Origin of the sequence: Streptomyces sp. NPDC053750 (genome assembly GCF_044544295.1) — a bacterium.
Lineage (GTDB): Bacteria > Actinomycetota > Actinomycetes > Streptomycetales > Streptomycetaceae > Streptomyces.
The window spans coordinates 305,373-323,735 of record NZ_JBITXB010000009.1 but is presented as its reverse complement, the minus strand read 5'-3'; the positions used below and the strand labels follow the sequence as shown (position 1 = coordinate 323,735).

General features: G+C 73.2%; 19 protein-coding genes. 9 read left to right on the top strand and 10 right to left on the bottom strand.

What is annotated here, in order from left to right:
* Positions 1-33 precede the first annotated feature (33 nt).
* Positions 34-2,376 (top strand): SpoIIE family protein phosphatase, encoded by a 2,343-nt coding sequence (locus ACIGO6_RS25940; RefSeq protein ID WP_399880006.1) that lies wholly within the window; start codon positions 34-36, stop codon positions 2,374-2,376.
* Positions 2,377-2,427: 51 nt separating this feature from the next.
* On the opposite strand, the gene ACIGO6_RS25935 is transcribed toward ACIGO6_RS25940, so the two are convergent.
* Entirely contained in the window at positions 2,428-3,258 is an 831-nt protein-coding gene (locus tag ACIGO6_RS25935) for an aldo/keto reductase (RefSeq protein ID WP_399880004.1), read from the bottom strand.
* Between the two features lie 163 nt (positions 3,259-3,421).
* On the opposite strand from ACIGO6_RS25935, the gene ACIGO6_RS25930 reads away from it, so the two are divergent.
* Positions 3,422-4,399, top strand: a complete 978-nt coding sequence (locus ACIGO6_RS25930) for a TauD/TfdA dioxygenase family protein (protein WP_399880001.1) — start codon at positions 3,422-3,424, stop codon at positions 4,397-4,399.
* A 19-nt stretch (positions 4,400-4,418) separates the two neighbouring features.
* On the opposite strand, the gene ACIGO6_RS25925 is transcribed toward ACIGO6_RS25930, so the two are convergent.
* Positions 4,419-5,174 (bottom strand): dienelactone hydrolase family protein, encoded by a 756-nt coding sequence (locus ACIGO6_RS25925; protein ID WP_399879999.1) that lies wholly within the window; start codon positions 5,172-5,174, stop codon positions 4,419-4,421.
* A 130-nt stretch (positions 5,175-5,304) separates the two neighbouring features.
* Entirely contained in the window at positions 5,305-5,925 is a 621-nt protein-coding gene (locus ACIGO6_RS25920; RefSeq protein WP_399879996.1) for an L-threonylcarbamoyladenylate synthase, read from the bottom strand.
* 147 nt (positions 5,926-6,072) lie between these two features.
* On the opposite strand from ACIGO6_RS25920, the gene ACIGO6_RS25915 reads away from it, so the two are divergent.
* The 3 genes from ACIGO6_RS25915 (at position 6,073) to ACIGO6_RS25905 (ending at position 9,918) form a co-directional block, all read left to right on the top strand.
* Positions 6,073-7,602 carry a helix-turn-helix domain-containing protein gene (locus tag ACIGO6_RS25915; RefSeq protein ID WP_399879993.1) on the top strand — a complete coding sequence of 510 codons (1,530 nt, stop codon included), beginning with the start codon at positions 6,073-6,075 and terminating at the stop codon, positions 7,600-7,602.
* A 220-nt stretch (positions 7,603-7,822) separates the two neighbouring features.
* Positions 7,823-8,059 carry a hypothetical protein gene (locus ACIGO6_RS25910; protein ID WP_399879990.1) on the top strand — a complete coding sequence of 79 codons (237 nt, stop codon included), beginning with the start codon at positions 7,823-7,825 and terminating at the stop codon, positions 8,057-8,059.
* A 200-nt stretch (positions 8,060-8,259) separates the two neighbouring features.
* A complete protein-coding gene (locus ACIGO6_RS25905; protein ID WP_399879986.1) occupies positions 8,260-9,918 on the top strand; it encodes a catalase in 1,659 nt (552 codons plus the stop codon).
* 50 nt (positions 9,919-9,968) lie between these two features.
* Here ACIGO6_RS25905 and ACIGO6_RS25900 read toward each other — a convergent pair whose 3' ends face one another.
* The gene (locus tag ACIGO6_RS25900) at positions 9,969-10,841 is read right to left on the bottom strand and encodes a fructosamine kinase family protein (RefSeq protein WP_399879983.1); all 873 of its coding nucleotides are present in this window, start codon (positions 10,839-10,841) and stop codon (positions 9,969-9,971) included.
* Positions 10,842-10,936: 95 nt separating this feature from the next.
* Here ACIGO6_RS25900 and ACIGO6_RS25895 point away from each other — a divergent pair, with 95 nt between their 5' ends.
* The 3 genes from ACIGO6_RS25895 (at position 10,937) to ACIGO6_RS25885 (ending at position 12,857) form a co-directional block, all read left to right on the top strand.
* On the top strand, positions 10,937-11,260 hold the full coding sequence (locus ACIGO6_RS25895; protein WP_399879980.1) for a hypothetical protein: 324 nt from the start codon (positions 10,937-10,939) through the stop codon (positions 11,258-11,260).
* A gap of 67 nt (positions 11,261-11,327) precedes the next feature.
* Positions 11,328-12,092: a maleylpyruvate isomerase family mycothiol-dependent enzyme gene (locus tag ACIGO6_RS25890; RefSeq protein ID WP_399879978.1), complete on the top strand. Its 765-nt coding sequence runs from the start codon at positions 11,328-11,330 to the stop codon at positions 12,090-12,092.
* Positions 12,093-12,329: 237 nt separating this feature from the next.
* Positions 12,330-12,857 (top strand): hypothetical protein, encoded by a 528-nt coding sequence (locus tag ACIGO6_RS25885; RefSeq protein ID WP_399879976.1) that lies wholly within the window; start codon positions 12,330-12,332, stop codon positions 12,855-12,857.
* Between the two features lie 39 nt (positions 12,858-12,896).
* On the opposite strand, the gene ACIGO6_RS25880 is transcribed toward ACIGO6_RS25885, so the two are convergent.
* The 3 genes from ACIGO6_RS25880 to ACIGO6_RS25870 all read right to left on the bottom strand — a co-directional run bounded on the left by ACIGO6_RS25880 (position 12,897) and on the right by ACIGO6_RS25870 (position 15,765).
* The gene (locus ACIGO6_RS25880) at positions 12,897-14,141 is read right to left on the bottom strand and encodes an MFS transporter (RefSeq protein ID WP_399879973.1); all 1,245 of its coding nucleotides are present in this window, start codon (positions 14,139-14,141) and stop codon (positions 12,897-12,899) included.
* Positions 14,142-14,563: 422 nt separating this feature from the next.
* Positions 14,564-15,127 carry a hemerythrin domain-containing protein gene (locus ACIGO6_RS25875; RefSeq protein WP_399879970.1) on the bottom strand — a complete coding sequence of 188 codons (564 nt, stop codon included), beginning with the start codon at positions 15,125-15,127 and terminating at the stop codon, positions 14,564-14,566.
* A 104-nt stretch (positions 15,128-15,231) separates the two neighbouring features.
* Positions 15,232-15,765 carry a DoxX family membrane protein gene (locus tag ACIGO6_RS25870; protein ID WP_399879967.1) on the bottom strand — a complete coding sequence of 178 codons (534 nt, stop codon included), beginning with the start codon at positions 15,763-15,765 and terminating at the stop codon, positions 15,232-15,234.
* 176 nt (positions 15,766-15,941) lie between these two features.
* Here ACIGO6_RS25870 and ACIGO6_RS25865 point away from each other — a divergent pair, with 176 nt between their 5' ends.
* Entirely contained in the window at positions 15,942-16,595 is a 654-nt protein-coding gene (locus ACIGO6_RS25865) for a GNAT family N-acetyltransferase (protein ID WP_399879964.1), read from the top strand.
* On the opposite strand, the gene ACIGO6_RS25860 is transcribed toward ACIGO6_RS25865, so the two are convergent.
* The 3 genes from ACIGO6_RS25860 to ACIGO6_RS25850 are packed head-to-tail and all read right to left on the bottom strand — an operon-like array spanning position 16,596 to position 18,318.
* Complete coding sequence (locus ACIGO6_RS25860; RefSeq protein ID WP_399879962.1) at positions 16,596-17,321, bottom strand: metallophosphoesterase; 726 nt, start codon at positions 17,319-17,321, stop codon at positions 16,596-16,598.
* A complete protein-coding gene (locus ACIGO6_RS25855) occupies positions 17,321-17,623 on the bottom strand; it encodes a BON domain-containing protein (protein WP_399879959.1) in 303 nt (100 codons plus the stop codon). Before ACIGO6_RS25855 ends, ACIGO6_RS25860 begins: the two co-directional genes overlap by 1 nt.
* A complete protein-coding gene (locus ACIGO6_RS25850) occupies positions 17,620-18,318 on the bottom strand; it encodes a nucleotidyltransferase family protein (protein ID WP_399879956.1) in 699 nt (232 codons plus the stop codon). The genes ACIGO6_RS25855 and ACIGO6_RS25850 overlap by 4 nt, the downstream gene beginning before the upstream one ends.
* Positions 18,319-18,363 lie beyond the last annotated feature (45 nt).

Below are 18,363 nucleotides of genomic sequence, written 5' to 3'. Positions count from 1 at the left end.
AAACCGGGCTGTAAAGGGTCAATCCTGGACGCTATGGAGCAGGCCTCCGCCGCGGCGACCCTGGACGTGCACGGCACGGTGACGGGGTGGAGCGAGGGCGCCCGGCGGCTGACCGGCTATCCGGCCGAGGAGGCGGTGGGCCGGCCCGCGCGCGACCTGCTCGCCGGCGTGGTGCCGCCCGGGCCACCGGCCGCGCTGTCGGGCACGGTCCTGCTCCGCCACCGGGACGGGTCCACCGTCGCGCTGACCCTGCGCGCCAGTCCGCTGCTGGGGGTGACCGGCACCCCGGCGGGATACATGGTGACGGTCGAACCGCCCGACTCGGAAACGTTTCTGCTGACCGGGGAGGTCTTCCGGCAGGCGTCTTTGGCGATGTCCGTCCACGACACCCGGCATCGCTACCTGCGGGTCAACGAAGCCGCGCGCCGGATGCTGGGTATGCCGGAGGAGGACATCATCGGACGGCGGCTGCCGGACGTCATAGAGGCGGTGGACCTGGACGGCGTGCAGATCGGGGTGCACCTGCGGCAGGTCGTCGACACCGGCCGCCCCGTCCGCTACGAGACCTTCACGTCCGCCTCCTCCCGGCTCGGCGAGCACGCCTGGGTGATCGAGATGTGGCCGGTCCGCGACGCGTCGGGGGAAGTGGCCGCCGTGGTCGCCGCGGGCTTCGAGAGCACCGACCAGCACCGGGCGCACCAACGACTGACCCTGCTGAGCGAGGCCGCGACCGGCATCGGCACCACCCTGGACGTCGTGCGCACCACCGAGGAACTGATCGAGTTCCTCGTGCCGCGATTCGCCGACTTCGCCGCCGTCAACCTGTTCGACTGGGTCCTGGACACCGAACGGCCCTTCGTCGTGCCGGCCGAGGACGCCGGGCTGCGCCGCGTTGCGCACAGCGTCACCACCGACGGTTTTCCCAGGGCCTCCGTGCACCTCGGCGAGATCGACGTCCACCCGCCGTGCTCGGCCTCGGCGCAGGCGCTGAGAGAGGGGCGGCCGGTGCGCACCGGCCCGGGCGACCCGGACTTCGACCGGTGGATGCGGATCCGCAATGAGCAGGCCCCGCACAACCGCGCCTACCGGGAGCGTGTCTGCTCCGCCCTGGCGGTGCCGCTGATGGCCCGCGGCACCACCCTGGGCGTGGTGCTGGCCGTCCGCACCAGGCCGCAGGCACCGTACGCCGACGACGACGCCGTCCTCATGCAGGAACTCGCCAGCCGGGCCGCGGTCTGCGTCGACAACGCCCGCCGTTTCGCCCGCGAGCGCGCCACCGCACTCGTCCTGCAGCACAGCCTGCAGCCCCGAGGTCTGCCCGGACAGGCGGCGGTCGAGGTGGCCCACCGCTATCTGCCCTCCGTTTCCGCGGCCGGCATCGGCGGCGACTGGTTCGACGTGATCCCGCTGTCCGGCAGCCGGGTCGCGCTCGTCGTCGGCGACGTGGTCGGCCACGGCATCCCGTCCACGGCGACCATGGGCCGCCTCTGCACGGCCGTGCGCACCCTCGCCGACGTCGACCTGCCCCCCGACGAACTCCTCACCCACCTCGACGACCTCGTCACCCACCTCGCGGCCGGCGACGACGGCGCAGAGATCGCCGAACTGGGCGCCACCTGTCTCTACACCGTCTACGACCCCGTCACCCGGGTCCTCACCCTGGCCGCCGCCGGCCACCCGGCGCCCGCCGTCGTCCTGCCCGACGGCACCGCACAACTCGTCCCCGTGACCGCCGGGCCGCCGCTCGGCGTGGGCGGGCTGCCGTTCGAGGCGACCGAGCTGGTGCTGCCCGAGGGCTCCGTCGTCGCCCTGTACACCGACGGCCTCCTCGACGACCGCGACCGCGACGTCGACCATGCCGCCGCGGAGCTGTGCCGGGCGCTGACCGCGCCCGCGAACTCGCTCGACGCGCTGTGCGACAGCGTGCTCAAGGCCGTGATGCCGGAGGAGCCCGGCGACGACGTGGCGCTGCTGCTGGCCTGCACCCGGGCGCTGGGCACGGACCGGATCCGTACCTGGGACGTCCGGTCCGACCCCGCGCACGTGGCCGCCGTCCGGCGGGACGTCGTCGAGCAGCTGGGGGAGTGGGGCCTGGGCGAGGAGGCGTTCGTCACCGAGCTCGTCGTCAGTGAGCTCGTCACCAACGCGATCCGGTACGGCGAACCGCCCATCCAGCTGCGCCTCATCCGGGACACCACCCTCATCTGCGAGGTCTCCGACGGCAGCGCCACCTCACCCCACCTGCGGCGGGCCCACGCCTACGACGAGGGCGGCCGGGGCCTGCTGCTGGTCGCCCAGCTCACCCAGCGCTGGGGCAGCCGGCAGACGAGCAGCGGAAAGACCATCTGGGCCGAACAGCCGCTGCCCGCCCAGTGAGCCACGGCTCCCGGCTCTTCGCGGCGAGGACGGCCCGTGCCGGCAACCCCGTCAGAACTCCTCGTGCACCTCCGGGTCGCCGCCGATCCGCCGGTGTGCCCGGTCCGCGACCGCCCGCATCTGACCGGCGTCCAGTGCGAAGCCGAACACGTCGAGGTTGGCCCGCTGCCGTGCGGGGTCGGAGGACTTCGGGATGGGTACCGCGCCGAGCTGGGTGTGCCAGCGCAGGACCGCCTGGGCCGGCGTCACACCGTGCGCGTCGGCGACCGCGACGACCGCCGGATCGTCCAGCAGTTTGCTGCCGCGGCCCAGCGGGCTCCAGCTCTCGGTGCGGATGCCCTTGCGTTCGTGAAAGGCGCGCAGTTCCTCCTGCGGGAGGAGCGGGTGCAGCTCGATCTGGTTGACGGAGGGCAGGACACCGGTCTCCTTCTCGAGCCGCTCGATGTGACCGGCCGTGAAGTTCGAGACGCCGATGGAGCGCACGAGTTGGTCGTCGCGCAGCTTGACCATGGCCTTCCAGGAGTCGACGTACTTGTCCACCCGGGGCAGCGGCCAGTGGATCAGATACAGGTCCACGTACTCCAGGCCGAGCCGGGCGCGGGACTCCTCGAACGAGGCGAGCGTCTCCTCGTAGCCGTGGTGCCGGCCGGGCAGCTTGGTCGTCACCACGATGTCCTCGCGGGGGACGCCGCTGCCGGCCACCCCGCGGCCCACACCGGTCTCGTTGCGGTAGTTCGTCGCCGTGTCGATCAGGCGGTAACCCGTCTCCAGGGCCTCGCGGACCGCCCGCTCGGCCTCGTCGTCCTTCATCGGCCAGGTGCCCAGACCCAGGGCGGGAAGCGTGGTGCCGTCGTTGAGCGTGTGCGTCGGGATGCTGATCACCGTGGGACCTTTCCTCGACCGAGTGCGGCGGTTGCCGCCCGTCCAGCGTCACCCACGGGGTGAGTGGTGATCAACCGGACGGCGCGGCAGGCCTTCTGCCACGATCTCTGCGGGAGCAAGCCACGTGGATCGACCGACCGGACGAGCGACCGACGGAGGGCGCATGACGACGGACAGGGCCTTGGCGGAACGTGAGGCGGCCGAGGCCGCGGGGATCGAGGTCAAACCGGCCGCCGGTCACATCGGCGCCGACATCGGCGGCGTCGACCTGGCCGAAGGCCTCGCCGCGGCGCAGGTCGCGGCGATCCGGGCGGCGGTGCTGCGCTGGAAGGTGGTGTTCTTCCGGGACCAGCGCCTCGACCACGCCGGACACGTGGCGTTCGCGCGTCTCTTCGGCGAGCCGGTGGTCCTGCCCTGGCGCGGCAAGGCCTCGCCGGCCGGCTTCCCGGAGATCGAGACCACCGCCGACCGGCTGGAACTCGGCGGACGGTTCGGGATGGAGCACGACGAGTGGCTGCGACGCCGGCGCCACACGCTGCTCCGTGGCTGGCACTGCGACCACGGCGCCCGCGTCGACCCGCCGGCCGCCACGATCCTGCGCGCCGAGACGGTACCGCCGTACGGCGGCGACACCACCTGGTCGAACCTCGCCGCCGCCTACGCCGGACTGTCCGCCCCGATGCGCGCGTTCGTCGACACCCTGCGCGCCGAACACCGCCTCGGCGTCGGCTACCAGCCCCGGCCGGGCGACGACGCCTACGTCCGGCACCTGTTGGACCACCAGACCGCGACCGTGCACCCGCTGGTCCGCGTCCACCCGGAGACCGGGGAGCGGGTGCTGTTCGTCAACGGCTACTACGTCGAGCAGATCGCCGGACTCTCCCGCCCCGAGAGCGCGGCGATCCTGGAGATGCTGCTGGAGCAGGCGACCCGGCCGGAGTACACCGTCCGCTTCCGCTGGGAGCCGGGCAGTGTCGCGTTCTGGGACAACCGGGCCACGATCCACCTCGCGCCGAGCGACAACGCCCACCTCGGCCACCCCCGGACCATGCACCGGGTGATGCTCGCAGGCGACGTACCCGCCGGGGTCGACGGCACCCCGTCCGAGCCGGTCACCGGCAGCGAGCCGGGCCGCTGGTGACCCCGCCGCCCGCACCCGGTCAGAGCGTCCGCTTCAGGAGGTCGAGCAGCGCCTCCCAGTGCCGCTCGGTCGCCTCCGGGTCGTACGCCGAGGTGTCGGCCTGCGTGTAGCCGTGCTGCGCACCGTCGTACACCTCGCAGCGATGCCGGACCCCGGCCGCGGTCAGGGCCTGCGTCAGACGCTCCTGCTGCTCGGGCGGCATGGACGGGTCCTGGTCCGCGTGGGCGAAGTACAGCTCGGCGGTGATGTGTTCGGCCGACAGGTGCGGGCTCTGCGGGTCCTCGGCCGCCAGGTGCGAGCCGTGGAAGCCGGCCGCCGCGGCGACCCGGTCCGGGTACGTGCCGGCGGTGCGCAGGGCGATCCCGGCGCCCAGGCAGTAGCCGGTCAGCGCGACCGGGCCGCCGGCCGCCGCCGGGCACTGCGCCAGCCACCGCAGAAAGGCCCCGGCGTCCCGCATCGCCCGCTCGGGCGTGAGGGCGTGGAAGGCCGGTCCGATGCGCTCGAAGAGCCCGGGCCGCGCCTCGGGGCCGATGAACGCGGGCAGTTCCACGACCGGGGCCCGCCCCTGCCGGTAGAAGAGGTTCGGCACCAGGACGGTGTATCCGGCACCGGCCAGCCGGTCGGCCATCGCCCTCAGCCGCGGACGCAGCCCGAAGGCGTCCATGAAGAACAGGACCGCGGGGTGCGGTCCCCCGTCGGCGGGGTGGACCAGGTAGGCGTCTGCGGTGCCGTCCTCGGTGGGGAGGTCGACAGCGGTTCCCTGTACGGCGGTCATGGCGGGCTGCCTCTCTGTCGTGCCTCGGTTCTGTCGTGCCCGGATGGACGAGCCGCCGGCGGCTCCGGCGGATCATGGTCATCCTGGCACGCCCCGCAGGGGACCGAGGCGGCCCCCTCGGCCGGGCCCGCTACTCGAACCGGGTCGTGTCGCCGGCGCCCTGCCGCACGATCTCCGCCTCACCGCCGGAGAAGTCGACGACCGTCGTCGGCTCGGTGCCGCAGTCCCCGGAGTCGATCACCGCGTCCACCACGTGGTCGAGCCGGTCCTTGATCTCCCACCCCTGGGTCATCGGCTCGTCCTCACCGGGCAGCAGGAGGGTGCTGGACAGCAGCGGTTCACCGAGCTCCGCAAGGAGGGCCTGGGTGACGACGTGGTCGGGGATGCGCACGCCGACGGTCTTCTTCTTCGGGTGCTGGAGCATGCGCGGCACCTCCCGCGTCGCCGGGAGGATGAAGGTGTAGCTGCCCGGGGTCGATGCCTTGATCGCCCGGAACACGTCGTTGTCGATCTGTACGAACTGGCCGAGCTGCGCGAAGTCCTGGCACACCAGGGTGAAGTGGTGCCGGTTGTCCAGGGCCCGGATCGACCGGATGCGGTCGATCCCGTCGCGGCTGCCCAGCCTGCAGCCCAGCGCGTAGCAGGAGTCCGTGGGGTACGCGATCAGCGCGCCCGAGCGGACGCTGTCGGCGACCTGGGCGATGCTGCGCGGCTGGGGGTTGTCGGGGTGCACGTCGAAGTACTTCGCCATTCACCGAGCTTATGCCGCCCACGCCTGCGGACCCAGCAGGTCCGGTCATGCCGCCCACCGTCACGCGGGGCCTGCCGGGCCGCAGGGGCATGAGGTAACGTCCCCGGCCTGGGCCGAGGTCGGAGCGAGGACGAGGAGAAGGCCGACGTGGCGGGCCGAGACGACGGGACACCGCGGCAGGAAGCCGACGGCGGGCGGGCGGGATGGGCGGAGGAACTCCTCGACCACCTGCGGCCGACCGCACGCGACGTACCCAGGGTCGTGGCCTGGCTCGCGGGAGCCGTGCACGCGGCCGTCTCCCTCCAGGACGGCACCGGACGCCTGCTGGCCGGCACCCGCGTCCCGCTCGACGAGGACCTCGTCGCCCACCTCACCACCGGCCGCATCGCCTCCGCCGCCCTGGAGGACCGGGGCCGCCATCTGCGCCTCGTCCGGGTGGAGCGGTCCCACCCGGCGCCGGCCGCCGTCCTCGCGGTGGCACGGGAGACGCCCTTCGACCGGCGCGCCTTCGACATCGTCACGCACACCGCCCAGGTGGTGGAGCTCCTGCTGGCCGGCCACGAGTCGGCCGCGGCCGGGCTCCGGCTGCGGCGGGCCACCTCCGACCTGCGCCTGGCCATCCTGCAACTGCTGATGGTCGAGGACACCGTCTCCGCCCGCCGCGTGGCCGCCGGACTCTGGCCGGGCCTCCTCGACACCGAGACGGCCTGCGTCTACGTCGTGGAGAGCAGCCCCGGGGACCGCGACCGGCTCGCCGAGGAGTGCCTGTCGGCGACGGGGGAACGGGCGCTGGTCGTGCGGTGCCCGGCCATGGACGGCCATGTGATCGTCCTGACGCCCCGCGACACGGCCGGCCAGGATCTGCGCACGCTCGTCGGCCGGCTCCCCGGCGTCTTCCTCGGCGGCAGCGCCCGGCAGAGCCTCGCCCGCACCGCCACGGCGTACGCGCAGGCCGTGAGCGCGCTGGCGGTTGCCCGGTTCCGTCCGCAGAAGGCGGCCGTGTACGCCGAGCGGACCCACCCCGAGCGGCTGATGGACCCGGCGGCGCTGCACGGCTGGACGGCCCAGGTGCTGCGCCCGCTCGACACCCTGCCGCACCACACACGCGCCGAGCTCCTGGCCACCACCCGGCTCGGCCTGGAGTTCACCGCCGTCGCCACCGCGAAGGTCCTCGGCGTCAGCCGCAACACCGTCCGCGCCCGCATGGACCGGGTCGAGACACTGCTGCGCACCGACTTCACCGACCTGGCCGTGCGGGCCACCGTCCACCTGGCCCTGAACGCCCAGGCAGGTCTCGACCAGTACCTCGCCGACGGCGCCGCCGTACGACCCGGCGGCGCCCACCTCGCCGACCTGCTCACCGGGCCCGCGCTGCGCACCTGGGCCGACGACCTGCTCGGCCGCCTGGAGCCGGACGCCCGGAACCTGCGGCGCACGCTGCGCGCCTGGATCGCCGTCGGCGGCAACGCGGAGCGGGCCGCTCGGTCGCTCGGCTTCCACGCCCAGACCGTGCGCGAGCACGTCCGCAGCGCGGAGCCCGTCCTCGAACGCCGGCTGCTCGCGGCCGGCAGCGACCTGTACGAGGTCGTGCTCGCCCATCTGGCGGCGGGCGACCTCGAGCAGCCCCGCCTGCACGGGACGAAACCGGACCATCCGGACTCACCTGTGCACGGGTGAGCCCGTCCGGCCCGGCAGCGGGCATCGGCACGATTCACAACGGCCGAGCCGTCCACGTAGGTTCGACGGGCCGCGGGAGGCACGACCGGAACGGGGGACCGGTCGCGCCCCCGCGGCGACCGTGCCCTCGTGGTGACCGTGCCCTCGTGGAGCTGTGTGTCCCGTGAGGCCCCGGGTACCCGGCCCGCACTTCGGATCCCACCTCGAGGAGGAGGCCCGCATGACCAGCGGCACGGAGACCGGCGGCGTGACCGGCACGCAGGACAAGGACTACAACCTCATCTGGTACGTCGAGTCGTGCCTCAACAACGCGCTGCGCCTGGAGACGTACATCCAGGACGCGGAGCGCACCAAGGACACCGAGGTCGCGGAGCTGTTCCGCAAGGCCCAGTCGGACAGCCGCAAGGGCGCCGAACTGGGCAAGCAACTGCTGCGCGCCCGATTGAACGGCAGCTGACGCGACCCGCCCGCGGGGCCCGGACGTCCAGGTGGCCTGGGCGTCCGGGCCCTCGGTGCGCGAGGCGGGAAACCTGTGTAAAACGGTGTGTATCGGACGGCTCGCCGTGGGTACCCGGGGCGCCGATCTGCGCGGCCGACGGCCGCCTCGCAGCTCAGGGCCTTGTCTGCGGGCAGCAACGAGTCGAAGGAGCCCCCACCATGACGGACGTATCGAGCCAGGGCCCCGCTCCGGGCGACGAGCGCAAGGTGCTCACGAACCGGCAGGGGCACCCCGTCTACGACAACCAGAACCAGCGCACGGTCGGCGCCCGCGGACCGGCCACTCTGGAGAACTACCAGTTCCTGGAGAAGATCAGCCACTTCGACCGGGAGCGCATCCCCGAGCGCGTCGTGCACGCCCGCGGGGTGACGGCGTACGGCTGCTTCGTGGCGTACGGCAAGTGGGGCGACGAGCCGATCGAGCGGTACACCCGGGCCAAGCTGTTCCAGGACGAGGGCAAGCGCACCGATCTGGCGGTCAGGTTCTCCACCGTCATCGGCGGACGAGACTCCTCCGAGGCCGCCCGCGACCCCCGCGGCTTCGCGGTGAAGTTCTACACCGAGGACGGCAACTGGGACCTCGTCGGCAACAACCTGGGCGTCTTCTTCATCCGCGACGCGATCAAGTTCCCGGACGTGATCCACGCGCTCAAGCCCGACCCGGTGACCTTCGAGCAGCAGCCGCGCCGCATCTTCGACTTCATGTCGCAGACGCCGGAGGCGATGCACATGCTGGTCAACCTGTTCAGCCCGCGCGGCATCCCGGCCGACTACCGCCACATGCAGGGCTTCGGCGTCAACACCTACAAGTGGGTGAACGCCGGGGGGAAGACCTTCCTGGTCAAGTACCACTGGATGCCCAAGCAGGGTGTGCGCAGCATGACCGAGGAGGACGCGGCCAACGTCCAGGCCGACTCGCTCGGGCACGCCACCAAGGACCTCTACGAGGCGATCGCGCGCGGCGAACATCCCGAATGGGAGCTCCTCGTCCAGATGATGGACGACAACGACCACCCGGAGCTGGACTTCGACCCGCTGGACGACACCAAGACCTGGCCCGAGCAGGACTTCCCGCCGAAGCCGGTGGGCCGGATGGTCCTGACCCGGATGCCGGACAACTTCTTCGCCGAGAACGAGCAGATCTCCTTCGGCACCGGCGTCCTCGTCGACGGACTGGACTTCTCCGACGACAAGATGCTGGTCGGCCGGACGTTCTCCTACAGCGACACCCAGCGCTACCGGGTCGGCCCGAACTATCTCCAACTGCCCGTCAACCAGGCCAAGCACGCGGAGGTCAACACCAACCAGCGCGACGGCCAGATGGCCTACCACGTCGACGGCGGCGACAACCCGGCGGTGAACTACGAACCGTCGATCACCGACGGCAGCCTGCGCGAGGCCCACTACCCCACCCACGACGAGCAGGGGCCGGAGATCCGGGGCCGGCTCACCCGCAAGCGCATCCCGCGCACCAACGACTACCTGCAGGCCGGCCAGCGCTACCTGCTGCTGGAGGAGTGGGAGCGCGACGACCTGGTGAAGAACTTCGTCACCCTCCTGTCGCAGTGCGACCGGCCGGTGCAGGAACGCATGGTCTGGCACTTCCTGCTCGTCGAGAACGACCTCGGCCTGCGGGTCGGCGAGGGCCTCGGGATCACTCCCGAGGACGTGGCGGGCCTGGAGCCGCTGGCGAGCCAGGACCTCACCGAGGAGGACCGCAAGCGGCTGGCGAACCTGGGCAAGAACCCGCCCCGCGACGTCGCGGGGCTGACCATGACCCACTGCGTCCCCGACGAGCGGCACGTGGTGACACGGTGAACCCGTGACCGTTGACCCCGTGACCGTGAACCCCCTGACCCGGTGAACGGTCAGCCGGCGGACAGGGCCCTCCGGGCGACCGCGAGGGCCTGCTCGGCGTAGCCGCGTCCGAACAGCACGGCGTGCACCAGCAGCGGGAAGAGCTGGTGCACGCCGACGCGGCCCGCCCAGCCGTCGGCCAGCGGCGCGGCCTCCTGGTAGCCCGCCAGGACACGGTCCAGATGCGGGCAGCCGAAGAGGCTCAGCATCGCCAGGTCGGTCTCCCGGTGCCCGCCGTGCGCGGCCGGGTCGATCAGGTGGACGTGCCCGTCGGCGCCCCACAGCACATTGCCGTTCCACAGGTCGCCGTGCAGCCGGGCGGGCGGCTCGGCGGGACCCGCCAGCTCGGGCAGCCGCTCGCAGACCCGCTCGACGTCGGCGGCCTCGTCCGGCCGGACGGTCCCGGCGTCCACCGCGTCGCGCAGATACGGCAGCACCCGGTGCTCGGCGTACCAGCGCGGCCAGTCGTCCCCGGTGACGTTGCGCATCGGGGCGAGCCCGATGAACGCCTCCGCGGGTCCGCCGGGCGGCGGGGCCCCGAACGCGGGCGCCCCGGCGGCGTGCAGGGCGGCCAGGTCCCGGCCGAACCGGGCCGCCGCCCCGGCACCGGCCCGCCCCTGCGCCACGCGGTCGGTGACCAGCCAGTGCTCGTCGTCGCCGTGCACCGCCGGGACCCGTACCGTGCCGGCCTCGGCCAGCCAACGCAGCCCGGCGGCCTCGGCCCGCGCCGCTCCGGTGCCGTCGCCGCGTTTGGCCATCACCGTGCGCCCGTCGTCGAGGGTGACTTCGGCGAGCGATCCGGACAGCCGGCGCTCACCGGTCACCGTGCGCCCGGTGAACCGGGCCGCGGCGACCGAGGGCGAGGTGGGGGGAGACACGGCCACCAGCCTAGACAGGGCCAGGACCGGCTGCGGCCGACCCGGTGAAAAACGGCCGGTACGGCGATCGAAGGACCCGGGTGCGGGGGAGCAGTGGGATTATGACCAGTTCAGCGTTCCATCGCACCATCATCCTGCCCGCCCCCGTGTGCGAGCAGGCCGCCCAGCACCTCGAGCAGGCGGTCCAGAAGGCCATCGACGGCGCCGCGACCCCCTGGCGGGCGTTCCGCGGGGCCGACGGCGACGACTTCGCGTTCTCGGTGCCGGTCGTCGAGCAGGCCGCGGGCTGCCTGCTGGTGCTGGCCGCCGAGAGTGCCCAGAGCCTGCGTCCGTCCGCTCTGCGGGCCCTGATCACGGTCGCCCTGCATCTGCGGGACGCCGCGGAAGCCGTCCGCCGTCCCGCGCTCCCCAGCGGGGCCTGGTGAGCGGACCGCTGCCGGGAGGACAACAAACGCCGTGACGGACCACTGAGCGTGTGCTTGGCTCTGCCGCATGGAGTTCACCCGCCTTCTCGACTGTCTCGCCGCCGACTACGACCGCCTGCGGGTCGTCGCCGACGCCGACCCCGGCGCGCCGGTGCCGACCTGCCCCGGCTGGACCGTCGCCGACCTGACCCGCCACGTCGGCGAGGTCTACCTGCACAAGACCGTCGCCATGCGCGACGGCGTCGAGCGCGAGGACTGGCCGCCGAAGGAGTTCGCCGAGGAGGAGCCGGCGGCGCTGCTCGACCGCGGGTACACCGCGCTGCGCGCCGAGTTCGCCGTCCGCGCTCCCGAGGCCCCGGCCGCCACCTGGTACGGCCCCGACCAGAGCGTCGGCTTCTGGATCCGGCGGATGGCGCAGGAGACCGTCGTCCACCGGATCGACGCCGAGCTCGCCACCGGACAGCCCGTCGCACCCGTCCCGGACGATCTCGCGGTGGACGGGATCGACGAACTGCTCAAGATCTTCGCGGGCTACTCCGTCGCCGAGTGGGGCGAGTACTTCACCGACGTCCTCGACGCCTCGCCCGGCCGCACCTTCCTGGTGCGGGCCGGGGACACGGCCTGGCGGGTGCGGACCGGTCCCGGGGAGTTCACGGTGACGGACGGCGCGGGCGACGGCACGGCCGACGTGACGCTGAGCGGTTCCCCGCAGGCCGTGCTGCGCCGGCTGTGGAACCGCCACGACGCCGACGGTGACGACGGGACGACGGTCGAGGGCGCCCCGGAGGCGGTCGAGGAGCTGCGGCGCTGCATCGTCGAGGCGACCCAGTGAGTGCCGCCGGGCACCGGTGAGGGGCAGGGAGCGGGCCGGGCGTGCGCGCGTTCCTGCCGGGCGGCGATGTGTCCGAGATGTGTCGCAGACCACGCCGTCGACGAGAGCCGGGCCATGTTCCGCGCCGTGCCCGGCGGGCTACCGTTTTCACGGACCGCGTCCCACGACGTACACGGACCGTGTCCCACGACGACCAGACTTCCTGTCCCCACGACGAGCAGTTCGGACGGCCCGGCAGTGCAAGCAGACCTTTCTCCCGTCATCGCGGCGACCGCCCAGTGGCTCACGTACGCCTATCCGGCGTCCGGCGGCGCGCTGGCCTCCGCCCTCTGCGAGGTCCAGGCGCGGCAGGCCGTGACCGTCGCCGCCCGGCTGCGCTACCCGACCCCCATGGACGCCGCGCTGATGGGCATGGCGGGCCCCGGCGGATCCGCCCGGCTCGACTGGATCACCGGCGCGGACGGGAACCCGGCCGCCGACCCGGACGCGGACGCCTGGCGGACCTGGGTGGACGAGGTCGTCGGGAGCTGGGCGGCCTGCCTGCTGACCGACCCGGAACTCGCCGCCCGGGCGGTGGCCGCCCTGGCGGCCGATACGACGGCCGCTGCGCCGGGCGAGTTCCGCCGTCTGCTCGCCCCCGACGACCGCGACCGGCGGGCGACGGCGCTGCTGCGCCACCCCGACCTCGTCGCGCCCGTCGCCCAACTCCACCACGCCCAGCTCGTCGACCGGCTGGACGACCCCGGCCGGGAACTCGTCGCCTGACCCGCCCCCGGAGACGCCCACCACACCCGGCCGTGAGGCTCAGGCGGCCGTTTGCAGGGCCGCCGGTTCGGGCGTGTCCGCATCCCCTGCCCGCACCGCCACCGGTGCCGTGGTCCGGCGTTCGCGCAGCAGGTGGCCCGTGCCGATGGTGGCGGCGATGATCAGTCCGCCCGCGACCAGGGCGCCACGGGGGCCGGCGAACTCCATCAGCAGGCCGAGCGCCGGCGGTCCGCCGAGGCTCCACACCGTGCCGATGCTGCCCCACACCCCGAGTACCCGGCCCCGCATGTGCGCGGGCGGGTCGGTCTGGAGCACCGCCGTACCCGCGGTGTCGGACACGGACTCCACCACGGCCATCGGCAGCACCATCACCAGCAGAACGGCCAGCGACGGCGACAGGCCCGCCACCACCTGCAGCAGCCCGCCGGCCGCCGCCAGCGCGCCCACGATCCGCACCGAGGGCCGGCGCAGCCGGGCACCCAGGACCGCGCCGAGGATGCCCCCGGCCGCCAGCACGGTGGAGACCGTGCCGAACGACCCGGCGCCGCCCGCGAGCGGTCCGGTGACGAGCACGGCCAGGGTGAGCTGGTAGTTGCGCCCGAAGACCGCGCTGACCCCGGTGACACCGGCCAGCGCCAGCAGCCGGGGACGGCGCGCGAAGAAGGCCAGCCCCTCCCGCACGCTCATGGTGTCCGCCTCGCCGCGGCGCTTCACCCTCCCGACGTGCTTGACCGCCCCGCGCGCCGGACGCAGGAAGGGGATGACCGCGGCCACGAACAGGAACGACAGGCCGTTGGCGGCGTAGGCGGCGGCCGTGCCGAGGAAACCGACCGTCACCCCGGCCAGCGCGGCGCCCGTGAGCCGGCCCGCCTGATGGACCAGCGCGCCCACCCCGATCGCGGACGGCACGTCCTCGGCCGGGACGAGATCGTTGCCCAGCAGCGAGCACGCCGGCCCGTCCACGGTGGCGACGACGCCGGTCACCGCGGCCAGCACCATCAGGGAGGTCACGTCGAGCCGGTCCAGCGCCACCATGACGGCCGTCACGAACGCGACCGTGCCGAGCAGCGCCTGGCTGATCGCGGCGGTCAGCTTCCGCGGCCAGCGGTCGACGGCCGCACCGCCGAACACGCTGATCAGCAGCGCGGGCGCGGCCTGGACGGACATGGACAGACCCGTCGCCGCGGCGGACCCGGTGATCTGCAGAACCAGCAGGTTCTGCACCGTGAGCTGCATCCACGTACCGGCGTTCGACACGAAGTTCGCGACCGACCACCAGCGCATGCTGCGGTACCTCAGGGACCGCCACGGCGAACGGGACACGGCCTCGGACGGTGCGGAGGCGGGAGGCGGCGCGGACGCCGGCGGGGCGGGGGCAGGGGAAGAAGACACAGTGCGCCACTCGAAGGCGAGTCGTGAGACCCGGAAGGGGAAAGGGACGGGAGCGAGAGGCCGGCTGCGCTGCGCGACCGCTCCACTGAGCCGGATGACGGCGCGGACCATCGTGGCAGAAGGGACCGGCGAGTCCTCGCCGACGTACACCGCCCCACTCGCCCGCACGGGGACAACACCCCCTCGCCCTGCCCCACTTGGCGCGCGGAGTGTGCTTGATCACAGCATCCGCCCGCGGCGGACCCCGTGCGACGCGTGTCAGGGGCCCGTCGCCACGGCGACGGGCCCCTGACACGACGGGCCGGTGCGTGCTCTCAGCCGGACTTCCCCCGTCCCGACAGCGCGTCCCGTACCCGGTCCACCATCCCCGCACCCGGCGCGAGGAGCTTGTTCATGGGCGGCTTGTCCGGGGCGGACGGGTGCGGCCGCGTCGGCGCCGTCTTCTTCGCCTGACGGACCTTGTCGCCCAGCTTGTCCAGAGCCTCCGCGGGACATGCCTCACGGAGCCTCGGGAAGAGGTTGCCCTCCTCGTCGGCGACGTGTTCACGGATCTCGCTCATCAGCATGCCGATCAACCGGTCGAACTCGGCGTCGTCCGCCGCGCAGCCCTCCAGGTCCTTCATGATCTGCTCGGCCTGGGCGTGGTCCTCGAGTTCCTTGTCCGCGAGGGCGCCCCCGTTCGCCACGTGCTCGCGCACGGCGGGGTAGAGATACGCCTCCTCCGCCACCGAGTGCCGGACCAGCTCGATCGTGGCCTGGTCGGCGTACAGCTTGCGGTCCTTGTGACCGGACGGCAGCGCCTCGATCTTGCCGAAGAGCTCCTCGACCTCACGGTGATCGGTCGTCAGCTCGTCGATGACGTTTCCTCCGTGTCCCATGTTCACCTCCAGCAGGTCCGTGGCGGTTGCGGGACCGCCCCGCCACGGGCGTCGGGTCCCCCCCGCAGCCGGTGGGCTAACGCCCGCTTCGTGCGACGTGCGGGTCAGACGCCCAGCCTGGCCCGGGCGCCGCCCGCGGCCGCCGCGGGGCGGGCGGTGGCCCGGACCGAGCGGCGCACCAGGTGGGCGTCGTGCCGCAGGTCGCGGGCGGCGTGCCGACTGCGCCAGAGCAGCGAGGGGGCACTGCCGGTGTCGTCGACCGCGATCAGCAGACCGCCCAGCATGGACAGGTTCTTCATGAAGTGGATGCGCTGCTGGTCGCGGTCGGACGGGTCCTGCGCGTCCCAGTAGCGGTGCGCCGCCAGCGTGGTGGGGACCAGGGTCACCGCGAGGGCCAGCGCCGCCAGGCGCGGACAGCGGCCGAGCCCGAGCAGCGCCCCGCCCACGACCTGCACGGCGCCGTTGAGCCGTACGAGTTGCTCCGTGCTGTCGGGCAGCACCGCCACGCGCTCGGTCACCGGCCGGACGACCGGCTCGGCGGCCGGGGCCACGTCCCCGGGCCTGCGCAGCGACTGCAGCCCGCCCCCGACGAAGATCGAGGCGAGCATCGGGCGGCCGACCATACGCAAAAGACTCATGACGCTCTCTCGCTCTCTCTCGCTGTATCGATCCCGTCCAAGGGGCATCGGGGCGTACCGAGGGTGCGCCCACTGGGATCATCGGGTGCCCGGACCGGCCGCCGCCATTCGGCGCCCGGCGCGGCATCGCCCACCGCACCCTTGTGGGAGCGCTCCCAATGAGTCAGGATGCTGCGGTGACCCCGACTGCCGCCGTACGCCCGTACCGTCCCGCCGACGCCCCGGCCCTCGACGACATCTGCATCCGCACCGGGCACAACGGCCGGGACAGCCGGCCCGTGTACGCCGACCCGGCCGTCCTGCCCGCCGTCTTCGCCGCCCCCTACGTCCACTTCGACCCCGACCTGGCCTTCGTGCTGGACGACGGACAGGGGCAGGCGGTCGGCTACATCCTCGGCACGGCGGACACCCCCCGCTTCGCCGAGGCGTTCCGCGCCCAGTGGCTGCCGCGGTTCGCGGACCGCTACCCGGCGCCGGAGAAGGCCCCCGCCACCCTCGACGAGGTGATCGCCGGACTGCTGCACGACCCGGAGCGGATGATCGTCCCCGAGCTGGCCGCGTACCCGGCCCATCTGCACATCGACCTGCTGCCCGCGTGGCAGGGCCGCGGACACGGCCGGGCGCTGATGCGGACGCTCTGGCGGGCGCTGCGGGAGCGCGGAGTGCCGGCCGTCCACCTGGTCATGGCGACGGCCAACAAACCGGCGAGGGCCTTCTACGACCGGATGGGCTTCCACGTGATCGAGGCGGCCGGCCTGGACCCCGCGGACGTCACCTGCCTGGGACGCACGACGCAGGACACCGCCCGGTCCGGAGGCGCCGGTCGGTGATCAGTCGGCGCCCAGCCGGTAGACGTTGAAGGCCCGGCGGATCACCGGCTGGGCCACGTTGCGCACCCGTACCCCGCCCGCCGTCATCCCGTGCTCCGAGCCCAGGTGGGCGTGGCCGTGGACGGCCAGGTCCGCTCCGGCCGTGTCGATCGCCTCGGCCAGCAGATAGCTGCCGAGGAACGGATGGATCTCCAGCGGCTCCCCGGCGAGCGTGTCCGCGACGGGGGAGAAGTGGGTCAGCGCCACCCGGGCCGCACAGCCCTCCTCGGCCAGCCCCTTCAGTGCCGCGTACAGACTGTCCGCCGAACGGCGGGTGGTCCGGACGAACTCCTTCATGACCGGCTCGCCGAACTCTCCCGCGCTGCGCCCGACGAAACCGCCGCCGAACCCCTTGGTCCCGGCGATGCCCACCCGGGTCCCGGCGCACTCCACGACGGTCCCCTCGCCCTCCAGGACCGTCACGCCGGCGTCCTGCAGGAGGGCGGTGACCTTCTCGGGCTGCTCGTCGTGGTGGTCGTGGTTGCCGAGGACGGCCACCACCGGCACCGGCAGGCCGCGCACCTCCTGGGCCACCACCCGGGCCTCCTCCGGGGTGCCGTGCCGGGTCAGGTCCCCCGCGAGCAGCAGCAGGTCGGCACAGTCGGGCAGGGTCTCGAAGGCGGGCCGCAGCAGTCCCTGGCTGTCCGGCCCCATGTGGATGTCTCCGACGGCGGCGACGCGGATCATCACAGCTCCTCCGCATGGTCGGGGCCGGTCGTCTCCGCCACCACGACGTCGGTGTGCAGGGTGAGTCCGGCCAGCTCCTCGTGGGCGATGCGCAGCAGGGTCTCGCGGCACTGCGCGGAGGGCACCGTGCCCGTGATCACGATCGCTCCGGCCCGGATCTCGGCCCGGACGCCGAGTTCGCCGAGCTCCTCCGCGGCGAGCCGGTCGTGCAGGTGGGCGACCCGGTACTCGACGTTCCCGGCGGCGGCAGCGGCAGCGGTGCCGCTCGCCGCGGGGCCCGGATGGGCGACGGGGTCGTTCATCGCTGCTCCTCCTTCGCGGGGCCGGCCGGAGCAATGATCTCCAGGCGTTCGAGGATGAAGAAGAAGGCGGCCGGCATCGGAGCCTGACCGCAGTCCCGGCGCAGCTCGTCCCAGTCGATCTTCTCCCGCAGGGTGCGGGCGATCGGCAGCACCGCCCCGAAGTCGCAGTGGTGCTCCGAGAAGGCCGCCAGCAGACCGCGCAGCAGATCGGTCGGCGACAGGACCGGCATGAGCACCGAGTCGACCGAGAGCTCCTGGGCCCGGTCCAGCAGCTCCGTCGTGACCGGCTCGTGCGCCAGCTCGAAGATGAGGTCGACCTGCTGGCCCAGGCAGTTGGCCTTCAGCAGCCAGTCCTCGGGCGGCGTGTACACCGCCAGGCCGGCCTCCCGCAGCGTCGCGGCGACGGCCTCCGCGTCGTCGGGCCGGATGCAGAAGTCGACGTCGTGCTGGAGGTTCTGGGTGCCGCCGTGCGCGTAGACGGCGACGCTGCCGGCCAGCGCGAACGGGTGCTCGTTCTTCTTCAGGATCGAGCCCACCTGCTTGGCCGCCTGGAGGATCGCCTGGTTGCGGTCGAGCGGGAGATCCTCGTGGCGTGCGTCGTTCTGGGGGACGAGTCCGGGGTCCCCCGCTGCCAGACGGAGCTCGGAAACGCCGGCGCGCTGGTCGAGAGCGTGGTCGTCGGCGGGCTGCGTCATCACTGTCCCCTTTCCGGGCCGCGGGCCGTCTGCCGACCGGGCCGC

Excerpts from the sequence above, each read along its gene's own strand:
- ACIGO6_RS25940 (WP_399880006.1), top strand. The coding sequence starts at position 34 with ATGGAGCAGGCCTCCGCCGCGGCGACCCTGGACGTGCACGGCACGGTG.
- ACIGO6_RS25930 (WP_399880001.1), top strand. The coding sequence starts at position 3,422 with ATGACGACGGACAGGGCCTTGGCGGAACGTGAGGCGGCCGAGGCCGCG.
- ACIGO6_RS25925 (WP_399879999.1), bottom strand. The coding sequence starts at position 5,174 with ATGACCGCCGTACAGGGAACCGCTGTCGACCTCCCCACCGAGGACGGC.
- ACIGO6_RS25920 (WP_399879996.1), bottom strand. The coding sequence starts at position 5,925 with ATGGCGAAGTACTTCGACGTGCACCCCGACAACCCCCAGCCGCGCAGC.
- ACIGO6_RS25910 (WP_399879990.1), top strand. The coding sequence starts at position 7,823 with ATGACCAGCGGCACGGAGACCGGCGGCGTGACCGGCACGCAGGACAAG.
- ACIGO6_RS25905 (WP_399879986.1), top strand. The coding sequence starts at position 8,260 with ATGACGGACGTATCGAGCCAGGGCCCCGCTCCGGGCGACGAGCGCAAG.
- ACIGO6_RS25895 (WP_399879980.1), top strand. The coding sequence starts at position 10,937 with ATGACCAGTTCAGCGTTCCATCGCACCATCATCCTGCCCGCCCCCGTG.
- ACIGO6_RS25890 (WP_399879978.1), top strand. The coding sequence starts at position 11,328 with ATGGAGTTCACCCGCCTTCTCGACTGTCTCGCCGCCGACTACGACCGC.
- ACIGO6_RS25880 (WP_399879973.1), bottom strand. The coding sequence starts at position 14,141 with ATGCGCTGGTGGTCGGTCGCGAACTTCGTGTCGAACGCCGGTACGTGG.
- ACIGO6_RS25875 (WP_399879970.1), bottom strand. The coding sequence starts at position 15,127 with ATGGGACACGGAGGAAACGTCATCGACGAGCTGACGACCGATCACCGT.
- ACIGO6_RS25870 (WP_399879967.1), bottom strand. The coding sequence starts at position 15,765 with ATGAGTCTTTTGCGTATGGTCGGCCGCCCGATGCTCGCCTCGATCTTC.
- ACIGO6_RS25860 (WP_399879962.1), bottom strand. The coding sequence starts at position 17,321 with ATGATCCGCGTCGCCGCCGTCGGAGACATCCACATGGGGCCGGACAGC.
- ACIGO6_RS25855 (WP_399879959.1), bottom strand. The coding sequence starts at position 17,623 with ATGAACGACCCCGTCGCCCATCCGGGCCCCGCGGCGAGCGGCACCGCT.
- ACIGO6_RS25850 (WP_399879956.1), bottom strand. The coding sequence starts at position 18,318 with ATGACGCAGCCCGCCGACGACCACGCTCTCGACCAGCGCGCCGGCGTT.